The 15,914-nt window shown below is 47.9% G+C and carries 12 protein-coding genes; 4 read left to right on the top strand and 8 right to left on the bottom strand.

The window, feature by feature from the left end; translation table 11 throughout:
- The first annotated feature begins 8 nt into the window (after window positions 1-8).
- Both MKY73_RS17405 and MKY73_RS17400 read left to right on the top strand, forming a co-directional pair.
- Window positions 9-563: a glutathione peroxidase gene (locus MKY73_RS17405; RefSeq protein ID WP_339302816.1), complete on the top strand. Its 555-nt coding sequence runs from the start codon at window positions 9-11 to the stop codon at window positions 561-563.
- A 317-nt stretch (window positions 564-880) separates the two neighbouring features.
- Window positions 881-4,054 (top strand): bifunctional cytochrome P450/NADPH--P450 reductase, encoded by a 3,174-nt coding sequence (locus MKY73_RS17400; protein ID WP_339302815.1) that lies wholly within the window; start codon window positions 881-883, stop codon window positions 4,052-4,054.
- A gap of 199 nt (window positions 4,055-4,253) precedes the next feature.
- Here MKY73_RS17400 and MKY73_RS17395 read toward each other — a convergent pair whose 3' ends face one another.
- Complete coding sequence (locus MKY73_RS17395; protein ID WP_339302813.1) at window positions 4,254-4,676, bottom strand: hypothetical protein; 423 nt, start codon at window positions 4,674-4,676, stop codon at window positions 4,254-4,256.
- A 124-nt stretch (window positions 4,677-4,800) separates the two neighbouring features.
- Here MKY73_RS17395 and MKY73_RS17390 point away from each other — a divergent pair, with 124 nt between their 5' ends.
- A complete protein-coding gene (locus MKY73_RS17390; protein WP_289392176.1) occupies window positions 4,801-5,145 on the top strand; it encodes a hypothetical protein in 345 nt (114 codons plus the stop codon).
- Between the two features lie 72 nt (window positions 5,146-5,217).
- On the opposite strand, the gene MKY73_RS17385 is transcribed toward MKY73_RS17390, so the two are convergent.
- From MKY73_RS17385 to MKY73_RS17355, 7 genes are all read right to left on the bottom strand, one after another.
- A complete protein-coding gene (locus MKY73_RS17385) occupies window positions 5,218-6,873 on the bottom strand; it encodes a hypothetical protein (protein WP_339302812.1) in 1,656 nt (551 codons plus the stop codon).
- Between the two features lie 23 nt (window positions 6,874-6,896).
- Window positions 6,897-8,225 carry an extracellular solute-binding protein gene (locus tag MKY73_RS17380; RefSeq protein ID WP_339302811.1) on the bottom strand — a complete coding sequence of 443 codons (1,329 nt, stop codon included), beginning with the start codon at window positions 8,223-8,225 and terminating at the stop codon, window positions 6,897-6,899.
- A gap of 39 nt (window positions 8,226-8,264) precedes the next feature.
- The gene (locus MKY73_RS17375; protein ID WP_339308648.1) at window positions 8,265-9,104 is read right to left on the bottom strand and encodes a carbohydrate ABC transporter permease; all 840 of its coding nucleotides are present in this window, start codon (window positions 9,102-9,104) and stop codon (window positions 8,265-8,267) included.
- Between the two features lie 5 nt (window positions 9,105-9,109).
- The gene (locus MKY73_RS17370) at window positions 9,110-10,024 is read right to left on the bottom strand and encodes a sugar ABC transporter permease (RefSeq protein ID WP_091016954.1); all 915 of its coding nucleotides are present in this window, start codon (window positions 10,022-10,024) and stop codon (window positions 9,110-9,112) included.
- Window positions 10,025-10,141: 117 nt separating this feature from the next.
- Window positions 10,142-11,701: a response regulator gene (locus tag MKY73_RS17365; protein WP_339302810.1), complete on the bottom strand. Its 1,560-nt coding sequence runs from the start codon at window positions 11,699-11,701 to the stop codon at window positions 10,142-10,144.
- On the bottom strand, window positions 11,673-13,490 hold the full coding sequence (locus tag MKY73_RS17360) for a histidine kinase (RefSeq protein WP_339302809.1): 1,818 nt from the start codon (window positions 13,488-13,490) through the stop codon (window positions 11,673-11,675). The genes MKY73_RS17365 and MKY73_RS17360 overlap by 29 nt, the downstream gene beginning before the upstream one ends.
- 117 nt (window positions 13,491-13,607) lie before the next feature.
- Entirely contained in the window at window positions 13,608-14,897 is a 1,290-nt protein-coding gene (locus tag MKY73_RS17355; RefSeq protein WP_339302808.1) for a Gfo/Idh/MocA family oxidoreductase, read from the bottom strand.
- 127 nt (window positions 14,898-15,024) lie between these two features.
- Between MKY73_RS17355 and MKY73_RS17350 the strand changes: the two genes are divergently transcribed.
- The gene (locus tag MKY73_RS17350; RefSeq protein ID WP_339302807.1) at window positions 15,025-15,906 is read left to right on the top strand and encodes an AraC family transcriptional regulator; all 882 of its coding nucleotides are present in this window, start codon (window positions 15,025-15,027) and stop codon (window positions 15,904-15,906) included.
- Window positions 15,907-15,914: the final 8 nt, after the last annotated feature.

The raw sequence follows: 15,914 nt of genomic DNA, 5'->3' as shown, positions 1-15,914 counted from the left end.
CGTTGTGAATGAGTATATTTTCTTATCAGGTTCCGTTTATGGATGGCCACGCGGGTGATTTGTCTGCTTTTAAAGGGAAAGTGCTGCTTATTGTGAATACAGCAAGTCGGTGTAACTACTCCCGGCAATTCAGTGAACTTCAGCAGATGTATAAGAAATATCGTGAACAGGGGCTGGAGATTCTGGCATTCCCATGTAACCAGTTTAACGAGAAAGAACCTGGCAGTAGCGCTGAGGTAGCCCAGTATTGCAGGCGTGAATTTCAGGTATCCTTTCCGATCTTGGAGAAGGTTGAGATCATTGGGCAATCGATGCATCCTTTATTCCATTACCTGACTGAAAAAGCGCCGTTTCAAGGCTATGATCTGGATACCCAAGAAGGACAGTGGATGGATACTTTTGTGAAAGAGAAGCATCCCGAATTGTATCAAGGGAACGGGATCAAATGGAATTTCACCAAATTCCTGATTGACCGCAGTGGGAACGTCCATGGCCGTTATGAAACGACAGTGGCTCCATTGGAGATAGAGCCGGCGATCCAGATTCTGTTGAAGAATTCCTAGTTATAATGTAATTCCTGTCCTGAGGTCCTATGACTTTGGGACGGTTGAAGATTGGAACTGGAAATGTTAGGGTAAAAGGAGATAACGAGTGCATCCATTTTTTTTCATCAAAAATGACCAATATACCGTTTCGGTCAGTCAGTTCTTTTTTTGGTTTAACAGTTATCTGGATGAAATATCAAATTGTGCAAAAAATAACTTGAATCTGATGATTTAACGTGAAGTGTGATCCGATGGTGAATTGCAATTCCGTATGGAATCAAGTCATTATTTTTTAGTTGTCAAAACTCTTAACTTGGAAAGAAGGAGTGAGCGTCATGCCACCAATTTCAGTGCCCCAACCGAAAACATTTGGCCCGCTGGGCAATTTGCCGCAATTGAACTTTGAAGAGCCGGTGCAATCCCTGGTGAAACTGGCTGAAGAATACGGACCGATCTTTCGTATGGAGTATCCCGGACGAAGTGAATTGTATATTTCAGGTCACGAACTGGTCGCCGAGGTAACGGATGAATCCAAGTTTGACAAACGTGTATGGGCACCCCTTGCCAAGGTTCGTGCTTTTGCAGGAGATGGACTATTCACGAGTTGGACCGAGGAGCCGAATTGGAAAAAAGCTCATAACGTACTGCTGCCAAGTTTCAGTCAACGTGCCATGCAGGGATATCACAACAAAATGATTGATCTGGCTGTACAGCTGGTTCAGAAATGGTCACGATTGAATCCGGATGAGACGGTTAACGTTCCGGATGATATGACACGTCTTACACTTGATACGATTGGACTCTGTGGGTTCAACTATCGGTTTAACAGCTTTTACCGGGAAGAACCACATCCATTCATTACAAGCATGGTTCGTGCACTGGACGAATCCATGAGTTCATTGCAGCGACTGCGTCTGCAAGACAAGCTGATGATCACCAAAAAGAAACAGTTTGAACAGGACATCCGTTCCATGTTCTCTTTGGTGGATCACATTATTGCCGAGCGCAAAGAGAAACCGCAGGAAGGCGCGGACGATCTATTGTCCCACATGCTCAGCGGCAAGGACCCGGAAACGGGAGAAACACTGGATGATGAGAACATCCGTTATCAGATTATTACGTTCCTGATTGCTGGACATGAGACCACAAGTGGTCTATTATCCTTCGCCGTCTATTATCTGATGAAGAACCCGGATACACTGGCTAAGGCCCAAGCAGAAGTGGATCAGATTCTGAAAGATCCGGTTCCAACGTACAACCAGGTTCGCAATCTGAAGTACGTTCGCATGGTTTTGAACGAAGCCTTGCGGTTATGGCCGACGGCCCCGGCATTTTCCCTGTATGCCAAAGAGGACACGGTACTTGCGGGTCAATATCCTTTGCAAAAAGGCGACAGTGTCAGTGTACTGATTCCCAAGCTGCATCGCGACCGCGAAGCATGGGGAGATGACGTAGAGGATTTCCGCCCGGAACGGTTCGAAGATCCGAGCAAAGTGCCGCATGATGCCTACAAACCTTTCGGTAATGGTCAAAGGGCCTGCATTGGTCAGCAGTTTGCACTTCAGGAAGCAACGCTGGTGCTGGGCATGGTGCTCAAGCATTTTGACTTCATCGATCATTCCGATTATCAATTAAAGGTGAAAGAAACGCTGACGCTCAAACCGGATAACTTCACCATTCGGGTACGGGCGCGCGGAGGCCAGCCCGTCATGGCCGTTCCAGGTGTAGCGGTCGAAGAACCGAAGCCAGTTGCCAAAAGAACTGAACCGGATGCTGCGAATGCTCACCACACACCGATGCTTGTTCTATACGGTTCCAATCTGGGGACGGCGGAAGGCATAGCACGTGAGATTGCCGATACCGCTAGATACCAGGGTTTCCGGAGTGAGGTCGCTGCGCTTGATGATCGTGTTGGCCAACTGCCGAAGGATGGGGTCGTCATTATTGTCAGTGCATCCTATAACGGTCAGCCGCCAAGTAATGCGAAGATGTTTGTCGAGTGGATTGAACACGCGGATGCCAATGAATTCAAAGGGGTGCGTTTCGCCGTTCTTGGATGCGGTGACCACAACTGGGCCAGTACCTATCAGCGTATTCCGCGTCTAATCGATGAACAGTTATCTTCCAGAGGAGCAGAGCGGTTATCACCGCTGGGTGAGTCCGATGCAAGCGGAGATTTTGAGAAACAGGTGGGAGATTGGACGGAGCAATTATGGCCGGATCTTGCACGAACAATGGGACTGAAACTGAACACAAGTTCCAATAGCGAACGCAGCTCACTATCTGTACAGTTTGTCAGTGGGCTCGCCGTAACACCGCTTGCGGATACGTATGATGCCCATGTGGCAGAAGTGCTCGAGAACAGAGAGCTTCACGACGCGGGCAGTGAACGGAGTACACGTCACCTCGAGATCAAATTGCCTGAAGGCATCACCTACAAGGAAGGGGATCATCTGGGCATTCTGCCACAAAATCCACCGGAACTTGTAGAACGAGTCCTTCGTCGATACGGGTTTACCGGTACGGAGCATCTGGTTCTAGATGCATCTGGACGGAGTGCCGCACATCTGCCGCTGCATCAACCGGTTAACCTGTATGACCTGCTTAGCCACAGCGTTGAGCTCCAAGAAGCCGCAACTCGTGCTCAGCTCAGAGAAATGGCAGCATACACGGTATGTCCACCGCATAAGAAGGAGCTTGAAGCGCTGCTTGATGAATCTGTGTATATAGATGAAGTTCGGAATAAACGGATCTCCATGCTGGATTATCTGGTGAAATATGAGGCATGTGAACTGCCGTTCGAGCGCTTCCTTGAATTACTGCCTTCACTGAAAGCCAGATATTATTCGATCTCCAGTTCACCGCGTGTTCTGCCCGATCAAGCGAGTATTACGGTGAGTGTGGTGCGTGCTCCGGCATGGAGTGGACAGGGAGAATATAAAGGCATTGCGTCCAACTATCTGGCTAACCTGAAACCGGGTGACGAGATCGTCATATTCACGCGGACACCGGAATCCGGTTTCCAACTGCCGGAAGATACACAGGTTCCCGTCATCATGGTAGGGCCGGGTACAGGCGTTGCCCCATTCCGTGGTTTTATACAAGCAAGACATGTGTTGAAGGAACAAGGTCAAGAGCTTGGCGAAGCACATCTGTACTTTGGATGTCGGAATCCCGAGCATGATTATCTATACAAAAATGAATTGGAAGCAGCCCAGCAAGAAGGACTTGTCGAGCTTCATACGGCGTTCTCCCGAGTGAACGGGGAAGAGAAATGTTATGTACAGCATCTGATGAGAGACGATGCCCGGCATCTGATTCCTTTACTTGAAAAGGGTGCGCATCTGTATATCTGCGGTGATGGCAGCAAGATGGCACCTGATGTGGAAGCTACACTCCAGCAGGCATACGCTGAAATTCATGGCAAATCCGCGCAGGAAGCAGCAGATTGGCTTGATCAGCTTCAGCAGGAAGGTCGTTATGCCAAGGATGTATGGACAGGCATCTGATGTACACATGTGAAGGATCAGTTTGATCCGTAACTGGCTGAGCGGTGAGATACAGAAGCAGTTCTGTGCTCACCGCTTTTTGACATAAAATGATTCTTCAGCAGAGAAGTGGTTGCATGGGTTATAATGAAATATTGGAAGGGAGCACTGGTATGCAGACATTCTGGAACCATTGTATGGCTTGCGAAAAGAACCAGCTTTACTTCCGACTACAAGGCCGTTTAAGTTTTTTTCTTCCGGTAGTTGGCCGATAGATCGACTCGACGCTGGAGAGAGGGAATAGAATACGGGAAGGGACTCTGCCTGTTCCCTGGAGTTCAAGATAATCCAGTCCTACGCCCACCAGTCTAATATTGTTAAATGCATTCCAGGAAGGGAAAGTCGTACGGATTCCGACTCTGACGCCTCGCCGTGTACGAGGAATATCGAATACCCGAATGGAATTCAGACTAAGTGGAATGAATATTTGACGGTTTACTTTGATAAACTGCCTTGGGTAGACACGACGAATACGTCCCGGTTCCAACCCGGAGAGTGGTGTATTCAGTTCTGCAAGGTGCCCCTGGAGTTCTGCCAGACGCTGCTGAAGTGTTTTTCCAGTATGGAGATGCTGCCAGCTCATAAGAATTCCTCCGTTCGCCATTTGTACCTAGTATATGAAGGCACGGGGTAGGAAGGTGTACGTTTGATAGCCCATGTTCGTTACGGCTAACGGGGTTTCATTTTATAATAGAGGAGTGATTTAATTGATCGTAGAGATGTATAAAGACCTCATTCAGGATGAGCGTGGCAATTATTATCTGGCAGTACAGATGGATGGTAATGAGCTTACGCTCGTTAATGCATTCGTTGAAGCGGCATTCACACCTGAACTGATCTACAATGAAGAGTTCCGTGCCAAGCATAAGGAGATGGAAGGCGGGTTTGTAGGCAAAATTGCGATGGACCTGTTAAGGCATGATGTGGTCATGGGGATGAAGCAAATCGACCGCAAACTGTTAAACCTGTCGGATGTGGAACAGCAGTTCACGGTAAATTATATTGATACGATTGAATTTTATCGTCACCCGGCGTGGAACCGGAAGGTGTAGAAATAAAGAAATACAAGAGCGCAAGTGCAGGGCAGTATGCCTCCGCAACTTGCGCTTTTTGCATAACAACAATTAACGATACGCAGGATGGATGATGCCAATATCGCGCTCGGTTCTGAACCCTCCGTCAACGTAACGCTGCATTTCATTTCCTTTGATCCGAATTGGGATGCATTCTCCTTGGTAGAAAAGCTCTCCCTCGACGGTGCGAACGGTCATTCCGATGACGGCTTCCAGATGTCCACTACAGTCGGTTACAAGGCGAATTCCTGACGGGCCGTCCAGATGAACATTGCCCTCCTTATATACGGTCATGCGATCCGGGGTGTTCACCAATTCATATCCTATTCCACAGACCTTACGGCTATAAGCCGTGTTGCCAGATACGACCTCACCATGATCCATATCGATGGGGAGCAGCCCGGTAAACCAGAGCTGATTCGATCCAACAGGCATAATTCCGCATAATCGCTCGACATAATCAAGGAGACAGAGGATGGAAGGTGAGTATGTCTCGGTGAAACCTTGTTCTCCGGTCCATGGGCTGAGTACCTGACCAAAACGCTTATCTTTGGACAGAGCAGACAAGATAGGCTGCATAACCCAAGTTAGCTCCACATATCGATGATGATACTCAAATGCGTGTGGTGCCCGGATTAGACTCAGAAAATTGGATGCGCCTCCCCAGCTGTTATAGGAGGAAAACGGATCGAATCGGGGATCATCCATTGAGATCGATGTAAACGGGTATTTAGCGAAAAACTTGCTTGTATTCAACAGGTACCGCCGTAGTAGGTTATCGAACAATTCACGGTTGCCCACCTCGCAGGCCATCACGCGGAGCAGCACATCGGATTGCACTCTGACGAATTCGTCATTGCGATCCCGATCATAGAAGAACATATCCTGTTCGTCGTAACAATAACGAAAGAGACTTTCCAGGCTGGACTCGGCTTTGGCTTTCCAATCCGTTCCCGACTCCCCCAGCTCCTCAGCTATGCGGGATAGATACATGCGCTGACAATAAATATTAGCAGTCAGATCCGGTGCCAGAAAGGGCAGAATCGGAGAATCCGGGTGGTAGGCAGAAGCATCATTCATATAAGGTGTATCCGGAACATGCCAGAATCGGGGGGATAAGTCATGTCCGGTGTCAAACGTACTGAAGGCCTCTACACAGCCGGTTCCTCGTGTATTACGGTTTCGTGCAATCCATTCATCGTAACGAACCATAGCCTTGTACATGGTATTCAGGAAAAGTGACTGCTTGCCATGATTGTCATGAAGCTGATAGTGGTTCCACACACTGCGTGCCAGTGGAGTGACCAACTGAATTTGCCGGAAAGAAGGCCCGGTTGCCGTGAGTTTATACGGAAGCAATCCATCATCTCTTTGCTGCTCGGCTAATGCGAGGTACGTTGTTTCGGATACGGAAGGCAGCAGGCGAGACAGCAGCTCCGCATTGATGGTACCTGTGCTCTCTAACCAACATCCCAGATAGATGCCGCCTTCTTGTAAAATGGGATTGCTGTCTCCCATGGGCAGGATGCAAGCAAGCAATTTTTGCACTGCTGCATAATACGTAGCTTCCATTCGTCCGCCCGATGCTGCAAACCGGACACCCGACGCATGCCATTCCTGTAATAACTGCTGATCTTCCGGTTTAACAGGCTGGACTTGATCCATGATCGACATGTTGCGTAGACGATTCAGTATCTCTTCTGTCATATGTTCCTCCTCACAGCTTCTGCTTATTGATTCGACTCAAAGATGCGAACGGTCCCGTTATAGAAGTCGGAGACAGCCTGCTCCACACTTTTTCGTCCAAATCCGATCTCCTGATTCGTCGTCTGAGCTAATTTGGAGAACTCTGCAAATCCCGGCGGGTTGTAGCTTACGTCAAAAGGTTCAGTCTTCGTAGCTTCTGAGACAAGATTTGTATAGTTATAGACAATCTCTTCCACAGGGCCTGCACCTTCCTGAAGAAGAGTACGATTGGCTTCCGTAACAGGCACGCCGCGGTCATTACCGAGGATTTTGGCTGCTTCCGGATCATGAATCCAGAAGTCCATTAACATTGCCACTTCCTTCGGATGTTTGGTACTCGCGTAACCTGATAATCCCTGACTGGATTCAAATACAACGCCCGTTCCTTTAGGGCCTCGTGGTACAGGGAGCAAGACCAGAGGATCTTCCGTCAAACTCTGGAATGCAGCGAGCTGGTTGGAAGGCAGGAGTGTCATGGCTGCTTTGCCTGTGATCAACAGGGATTTACTGGTATCATCATGCGGGTTGGAAACCTGCAATTCCGGTGTGACTACACCGCCGGATGCCGAAGTCTTCTCCCAATACTGGAACCATTCCAGAATGTCTTCTTTGGCGAATCCGAGTGTACCGTTTTTCATGTCATATAGTTGTTTACCCCTTTGTTTGAGAAAAATATCCATCCCGTCGACGGTGAAATTATAGGTTCCATAGAAGCCGTCCCCGAGTTTGTCGGATAACGCCTTGCTGATGGTGGCATAGTCCGCCCAGTCCCAATCCGAAGCTGGCAAAGGCACGCCGGCTTTCTCAAAGAGTGCCTTGTTAACAACAATTCCCCGTGCGTTCGCACCGGCAGAGATATGTTGCAACTTCCCGTCGAGACGTCCGTATTCGATCATCGTTTCATCCATACCGTCGAGATTCAGTTCGTTGCCAACATATGGGTCCAGGTTAAGCAGGACATCTTTTTGGGCATAATCAACGACATTTCCACCGAGGAAAAAGATATCCGGTGCTGTGCCTGATGCCAATTGGGTATTCAGCTTGTCGAAATATCCAGAGGAGGGTGCAAATTCACCTGAAATTTTAATATCTGGATGTTTTGCATGAAAGATCTTCAGGGCTTCATTCGTAATGTCTGCCCGTTTCTGGTCACCCCACCACATGATGCGAAGTTCGACCTGTCCGCCCTCAGTAGTTCCAGTGTTATTACCATCGCCTGTATTATTAGTAGCACCTGTATGGTCTGTTCCAGAGCAAGCTGTTACGAATAACAAAAGTGAAGTGATTATACCGATCATGAAACGTTTGAACATGGTGAATCCCCCTGACTATGGATAATGAGAAACGTGTTGTTACTTCAGACCTGTTGTCGCAATGCCTTCAAGGAAATATCGCTGAAACAGTAAAAAGATGATGGTCACGGGAAGCAGTGACAGGGTAGACATGGCGAGCAATGCGCCCCAATCGGATTGTCCTGAGGGGTCAAAGAGAGACCGGATGCCCAGCTGCACGGTGAACAGATCAATTTTGCTCAGATAGATCATCTGGCTGAAAAAGTCATCCCAGCTCCACAGGAAGGTGAAGATCGCTGTTGTAATCAGTGCCGGAACGAGCAGAGGCACTACGATTCTGAAAAAAATCTGTGATTGCCCGCAACCGTCAATGGTTGCACTCTCGTCCAGCTCCCGCGGTATACCGCGTATGAATTGAACCATGAGCAAGATGAAGAAGGAATCCTGCGCGAGCCACTTGGGCAGAATCAGCGGGAAATACGTATTAATCCATTGGAGCTCATTATAGAGAATGTACTGGGGCACCAGAGTAACATGGTAAGGCAACATAATTGTAATCAACATCATGCTGAACCACAGGCCTTTGAATCTGAACTTCAATCTGGAGAAAGCAAAGGCTGCAAGGGAACAGGAGATCACATTACCCAGCACACTCATGACCGAGATCAGCACGGAGTTACTGAAGAAACGGCCAAAGGAGATGCCCTGCAGACCTTTCCAGCCATTAATATAGTGCTCCAGCGTGAAGCTGGTTGGGAAAAGACTGCCACTGGTGAAAATGAGATGGTTCGGTTTAAACGAACTGAGAATTAACCATATTACAGGATATAACATCAGCAGACCGAAAAGTATAATGGCGGCATGCCTCCCGGCCTGAACCAGTTGTCGTTTGATTGGCATATGCATTACCTACCCTCCTGATTATCCCCGTAGAACACCCAAAATCGGGATGTAACAAAGACGATTGCGGTGAATACGCCGATAATGACCAACATGATCCAAGCCAGAGCCGAAGCATAACCCATATCAAAGAACGAGAAACCTTTCAGATACAGGTACAAGGTATAGAACATTGTTGCGTCGAGTGGACCCCCGCGGCCATCTCCGATCACGTAAGCGGGTGTAAACGCTTGGAATGAATTGATCATGCTCATGATCAGGTTAAAAAAGATAACGGGGGAGAGCATGGGCAGGGTGATTCCGAAAAATTGACGTATCTTTCCCGCTCCATCGACATCGGAAGCTTCATACAAGTCTGCCGGGATCTGTTTCAGACCCGCAAGAAAGATGACCATGGCAGACCCAAATTGCCACACGGATAGCGTGATGATGGTATAAACCACATAATCCGGATGTGCAATCCAGGACGGACCAGAGATGCCAAACCAGCTTAGAAACTGGTTGACCAGTCCGTTCCCCTCAAAGAGTTGACGCCAGACGATTGCGATTGCGACGCTACCGCCCAAGAGGGAAGGGATGTAATATACGGTCCGGTAGATGCCGAGGGCTCGAATTCCTTTGTTCAACGCCATTGCTACCAGTAGAGCAAAGGCAAGCCTTAGAGGAACGGATAAAAAGACATAATAAAATGTCAGCCCGAGGGACCTGCGAAAGGTATCGTCCTCGGTAAAGATGTGAACATAGTTGCTAAGTCCAGTCCAAGTTGGTGATGACAGCAGATTGAATTTGGTCATGGATAAGTATAGGGACGCAATCATCGGTCCCAGTGTCAGACAGAAGAGTCCGATCAGCCAGGGCAGAAGAAACAAGTAGGCTGTGGTATTCTGCTGACCGTATAAGGGCTTGGTCTGTTTTTTCATCATGTGCCTCCCTTCTGAATCGATAAGATTTCATGATTAACCACTGTGAATCCGCTTACAACATGCGTCGTTCTCTGGGTAACCACATCATACCGGGGAAGGGGAGAAGCTTGAATCTTATTTCTTCGGATCATGATTATCGATTTTTTCGGAATGCTGCAACCGATAGTCTGAAGGACTCATGTTGAACATTCTTTTGAATTTCGAACTGAAATAACTTGGCGAACTGAAACCTGTCAGTTCAGTAATATCCCATACCGTTAATTGAGTATCCTTCAGCAGTTGCAAAGCATGTTTCATCCGAACACCCGTCACATATTGAACGAAAGAGGTACCTGCCCCTTCCTTAAACAATTCGGAGAAATAGGTAGGGTAATAGTTGAATCGTTCAGCGAGTAACGTCAACGTGAGCTCCTGCATGTAGTTCTCTTCGATATATCGCTTGGCTAACTCTATAACCGTCCCATCCCCATTTTCCGAAGGAAGTTGTCGACCCAGGAAGTCTTGAGCCCATTGCATTAATAAGCGTTCTGCTTGATCTGGCGTCTTAAGCCACAGTATCCATTCGGGGGCCATAGGATAATCCATCAACAGTGAAATTTGAAAAATAGTTCTTGTCATTCGGGAAGGAGAGAGCTGGAATGCCACGTGAATCTCCTTGTGGATGATACTGCGGAAGGAGTCCAGTTCTCCACGAATGAGGCAACGATGCAGCGTGCGTGTCGTTTCTTCAGGCAGTAATGGACTATAGTCTGTTCCAGCCTGAGGGTTCAGCCCGCTGACAGCCCGTTCAGCTGAATTCCATGCCAAAAGGGAATGGATATAACCTTCTTTCCAGTGCTCAAGTCCGGATACAGAAAGTCCCATCCCAATCTTGAGTTCCATGGAAAAAACGGATGCCGTGTGTTCCGTGAGCTGTTGGATGAATTCATGCTGCATACCATCTTGTACCATGAAATGCATGATGCCTGCGTGTGCCGAATCATGAAATACCTGGACATTGTCTGAATCAGACTGGGCGATTTCATAACATACCATCTCGAAAGGAAGATGCATCTGCTCGGGTAATCGATCTTTTCGAATATACGGCTTGTCCGAGTGACTTATACTGGCGGTGATGAAACAGACCTTCTGATCCTGCCATGATTCGAGATGGAACAGTCGGAGTCGTTCTGGCATGGAGGAAGGCGGTAGGCGATTACCTTTGACGAGATCAAGAAGGAAACGTTCCTTCATTTCCCGGTAATACTGAGAGAGTCGCCATTGCAGCAATTCGGAGTCGCCTCGAATTTTACGTTGTTCATCCAGATCCGCTTTGATTTTGCCTAATGTGGCTTTCAATTCATCCCGGGTTACTGGCTTCAGTAAATAATCCATCACCTGGCTGCGGACCCCCGCTCTGGCATATTGAAAATCTTCATAACCCGTGATAATGATAATCTGAATGGAAGGGTTATAACTGCGGCAGACATCCAATAGTCTGATGCCATCCATGACAGGCATATTCATATCGGTAATCAGCAAGTCAAAATGTTCAGATTGTAAAAGTTCATCCGCTTCGATCCCGTTAGACGCTTCCCCTGTTATGACAAAGCCCATGCCGTGCCAATCGACTTTCAATTTTAATCCTTCGCGAACTTCGATCTCGTCATCTGCGATTAATACGTTGTACATCATATTCCTCCTGTACGGGTAGAGTCAGTTCAATACATGCACCACTGCTCTCATCGTTCTTCATATGAACCGTGAACAAGGCACCATAATGCAGACGGCAACGAGCAATCACATTGCCCAGTCCAATATGCCAGCCTTCATTAAGCAATATGGATTCCAATGAGGGGGAAGCATCAGGGTGATGCATTTTATGGATTATCTCTGCTGGAATACCCGGTCCGTTGTCGGAAACGCGGATATGTAGACGATCATCTAGCCGATTGATTCGAATCTGAACCTGAGCTGTTGTCTGATGCTGGAAGCTGTATTTCACTGCATTTTCAATAAGTGGCTGTAGTATAAACTTGATGATGACCAAGGCGTTCAGTGTGCCTTCCTTTGTTATCGAAATGTTGAGCTTATGACCGAAACGAGTCTGTAAGACGGAGATATAACGCTGCACATAATCCAGTTCTTCGGTTAGGGGAACAAGATCGTCATTGGTGTTAATGGAAAAGCGCATCATTTTACCCAAATCCTCAATGACCTGAACCGTATCTTCTGTTCTACGCTGAATGGCAAGACTGCTTACCAGCTCCAAGGTATTGAACATAAAATGTGGATTAATCTGTATGAGAAGTGCTTTATACTCTGCTTGCTGGCGAAGCAGCTTCAGCTCGAATTCATTCTGGATATGCTGCCGCAGCTGACTGATCATGTAACTGAAGGTAAAGATGACATAACTGATCTCACTCTTTACATTTTTATCTGGAGGCAGAAGTGAATCCGCCTGGTCAAAAGCACCTCGTTGAACCTGTCTCATCGCCAGCACCAGTCTGGTCAAAGGTTTGGTTACGCCGTGGGATAACCAGGCGGCCGCCAAGAGGGAGACCAGAATTAGGACCATTGTCACCACCACAATCGTGCTTTGGAGCTTATGGAGCGAGAGATACATTTCCTTTTCAGGTGCCAGACCTGCCAACATCCAGCCGGTACGGCCCAGTTTCTTGAATACAAGGATGTCTCGCTGTCCTTCCTGGTTAGTGAGGTATGCCACACCAGATTTGAGCGGGCTGTTTCGAAATCGATCGATCTCTGCGGTAGCTACAGCACCTAACGTGTCTACCTGCTGTGACAGAATGGGATTTCCTTGCTCGCCCAGTAGAAAAATAGTGCTATTCTCCGCCAGATGGATGCGCCGGAGCGGCTCCAGAAAGTAGGATTCACTGACATTCACCTTCATGACATTCTGCGCTGTAGCATGATGAAAGGTGCCAATAGGCATCAGCAGACTGACCACCGGATTGCCATGATCTCTGACACGTTCATGCTGATCGGTGTGTGCAGGTAACCAGCGTTCCCCCAATGTATAGAAATTCGTGTACCAGGATTCTTGTACAAAGACAGGATCGTACGCTACCTGATTCTCGCTGCCAATTCGCAGTCCATTCCGTCGATAGATGGATACATCCGAGATACTGGTGTAACTGTTGGTTGCCTGAGTGAGGAAACGGCTCATCGCGAGGTTGGCCAGCATCTTTTCTCCTTCCGGAAGGTCAGGATCACCGATTGCGTTATCCCAGTTCTTGCCCATATCACTATTGAAAACAAGTGAGGCAACATCATAGATCTGCATCTGCACCATGTCTACGTATGAACCGTATTCCTCCATTTTCTCAAGAGCAGAGGATTCGATATAAGAGCGAATGACCGTGCGTGATTCCTTGAAGAGCAGGTAGGAGAGTGTGCCAAAAGCGAGGACAAACAGGACAACGATAAAGGCAATCAGGCGGTTTTTTAAAGAGAAGAACATGGATTTCCTCCTTCTACCGAGTCGACTTGAGCGCAGAGTAATTATAAAAATATAAAAAAGACTGCGTGATATGCGCAGCCTTTAAAAAATTAATAATGTAGTGAAGACCTGGGAGACTTAGAAACGAACCAGATTGTTGACGTTGACAGGCAAACCCGTGGCGATGGCGCGATTGGCCGCAATGCCCGTCAGAATGGATCTGGCACCGTCCACATGATTAGCTGCGCGATGGAACGGATCTTCTACAGGCTCTCCGAACAGATCATTCAGCAGCACTGGGTCACCACCGCCGTGTCCACCTGCTTTTTCCTCCACTTCAACCTCATATGGCGCACCGAACATCGGAAGGACTCGCAACGTTTTACCAATCAGAGCACCTTCCTTACTTTTGTCACCTAATGAATTGACATAGGATTGCTCCACAATGTTCATCTCAATCCGGCCTTTGGTGCCGTTAATGGCAATACGGTAACCTTCCCATGGCTGATAGGCAACGAGGGAGTACGTCAGAATGGCTTTGCTCCGATACTTCACAAGCACACCCATCGTATCCTCAATGTTAATGCCATCCCCAAATACACTCTGATCCCGCTGATAACCATCTTCTGATTCGGCATCCAGATACATGGACTTCATATGTGCGTCCGAATCCAAATGCAGTGCAAAAGGATCATCCTTTGCGATCGGGTTGCCAGTTGCTCGATTGTAGAACTGCGTTACACCGCGTTCTTCTGCGTTTTCTCTGCCGTAATACATCAGATCACCAAATGCAAACACGGTCTCCGGTTGCGAGCCGATCCAAAAATTCACCAAATCGAAGTGATGAGTGGATTTGTGCACGAGCAGTCCGCCGCTGTTACGCTTGTCCCGATGCCAACGGCGGAAATAATCTGCCCCGTGGCGGGTATTCAGCAGCCATTCAAAGTGAACGGACGTGACTTTCCCGATGGTATCATCCAGAATAAGTTCCCGAATCTTCGTATGGTGCGGCGCATAACGGTAGTTAAAGGTAACTCTGACGTTCTGGCCAGTGCGCTTGACGGCATCCAGGATGTCCTGGCATTTCTCCTCATCGATCGTCATTGGTTTCTCGGTGACAACGTCACAACCCAGTTCCATCGCGCGAATGATGTACTTGTGATGGGTACGGTCAACGCTGGTTACGATGACATAGTCAGGCTTCTCATTCTCAATCATCTGATCAAACTGATCCGCAGGATAGGTGGGTACCTCGGGATAATCGTACTTTTCCTTCAGCAGTTGATTCGCGTAGTTCATGCGGACTTGATTTATATCACAAAAGCCGACAAGCTCGGAAGTGTCCCTGTAATCCCGGGTTAATGCACCATAAAAGAATTCCGCACGGCCGCCGGTTCCGACTAATACATAACGTTTCTTGTTACTCATGTCTATCGCCTCCTTGAATATAGCTCTAGACTATAACAAGGGAGTACTTCTTTCGCCGCATTTTATGCGTAACCGCTTTCAAATGCCGCATATTTTGCTATAATTTATGGAAAGGAGAGAGGCCGACATGACAGAACCTTTCAGTGCAGATTTTCATGATCCCACGGATTTACTACATATTGAATATGATCGTCGCATTGGATATTTCTCGATGACGGATGACCACCTGCATGACCATTATGAGTTGTATTACCTGTTGTCTGGCGAGCGTATCTATTTCATCAAGGATCGGACCTACCGGGTAAAGGCTGGTGACCTGGTATTTGTTGACCGCAATACGGTTCATAAAACCTTGGAGAGCGGCATGCCCGACCATGAACGCATGGTGCTGTATTTGAAGCCTGAGCTTTTTGCAGCCATGGCTATTTCAGCGGAGTTAGTCGGAGCCTTGAAGGAGCCCTTCTGCTGGGAGATCCCTATTGTAAGGTTTCCTTCACAGGTCACGGAGGTTTTGGAGCGCATGGTGAGCGAAATGGTCGATGAGATGCTTCGTCCTCAACCGGGAAGCAATCTGTTACTTCGTCACCGGGCTATTGAATTGTTGCTTCATGCCCATCGTAATCAGCATCTGGGCAGGTTATGCTCCGATGATCGTGAGCCGGTTCTTCATCCCAAGACACAGGCTGTTGTTCGTTACCTGAATGAAAACTATCAGAAGCCACTGACACTACCGGAGGTGGCGGGGATGTTTCGCATTAGTCCGCATTATCTGAGTCGATTGTTCAAACAAACAACGGGCTTTACCTTCAGTGATTATCTGAATCTGTTACGGGTAAAGGAAGCACAGCGTTTGCTGCGGGAAAGTGAGGAATCCATTACGGATATCGCCTGGCTTGCAGGATTCAGTAACTTCTCTCATTTTGGCAAGATGTTTAAGCGAACCGTACAGGTATCACCAAGAGTTTACAGGCAGGAAAACAAAGAATCGGGTTCCGTGAGGACCTTATGAGAGGGAGC

Source organism: Paenibacillus sp. FSL R5-0519, from assembly GCF_037974275.1.
Lineage (GTDB): Bacteria > Bacillota > Bacilli > Paenibacillales > Paenibacillaceae > Paenibacillus.
Note: the sequence above shows the minus strand (reverse complement) of the source record. Positions and strands in the feature narration are given on the sequence as shown.

What these genes read in the sequence shown, in the direction of transcription:
- MKY73_RS17405 (WP_339302816.1), top strand. Translation starts at nt 9, where the DNA reads ATGAGTATATTTTCTTATCAGGTTCCGTTTATGGATGGCCACGCGGGT.
- MKY73_RS17400 (WP_339302815.1), top strand. Translation starts at nt 881, where the DNA reads ATGCCACCAATTTCAGTGCCCCAACCGAAAACATTTGGCCCGCTGGGC.
- MKY73_RS17395 (WP_339302813.1), bottom strand. Translation starts at nt 4,676, where the DNA reads ATGAGCTGGCAGCATCTCCATACTGGAAAAACACTTCAGCAGCGTCTG.
- MKY73_RS17385 (WP_339302812.1), bottom strand. Translation starts at nt 6,873, where the DNA reads ATGACAGAAGAGATACTGAATCGTCTACGCAACATGTCGATCATGGAT.
- MKY73_RS17380 (WP_339302811.1), bottom strand. Translation starts at nt 8,225, where the DNA reads ATGTTCAAACGTTTCATGATCGGTATAATCACTTCACTTTTGTTATTC.
- MKY73_RS17375 (WP_339308648.1), bottom strand. Translation starts at nt 9,104, where the DNA reads ATGCCAATCAAACGACAACTGGTTCAGGCCGGGAGGCATGCCGCCATT.
- MKY73_RS17370 (WP_091016954.1), bottom strand. Translation starts at nt 10,024, where the DNA reads ATGAAAAAACAGACCAAGCCCTTATACGGTCAGCAGAATACCACAGCC.
- MKY73_RS17365 (WP_339302810.1), bottom strand. Translation starts at nt 11,701, where the DNA reads ATGATGTACAACGTATTAATCGCAGATGACGAGATCGAAGTTCGCGAA.
- MKY73_RS17360 (WP_339302809.1), bottom strand. Translation starts at nt 13,490, where the DNA reads ATGTTCTTCTCTTTAAAAAACCGCCTGATTGCCTTTATCGTTGTCCTG.
- MKY73_RS17355 (WP_339302808.1), bottom strand. Translation starts at nt 14,897, where the DNA reads ATGAGTAACAAGAAACGTTATGTATTAGTCGGAACCGGCGGCCGTGCG.
- MKY73_RS17350 (WP_339302807.1), top strand. Translation starts at nt 15,025, where the DNA reads ATGACAGAACCTTTCAGTGCAGATTTTCATGATCCCACGGATTTACTA.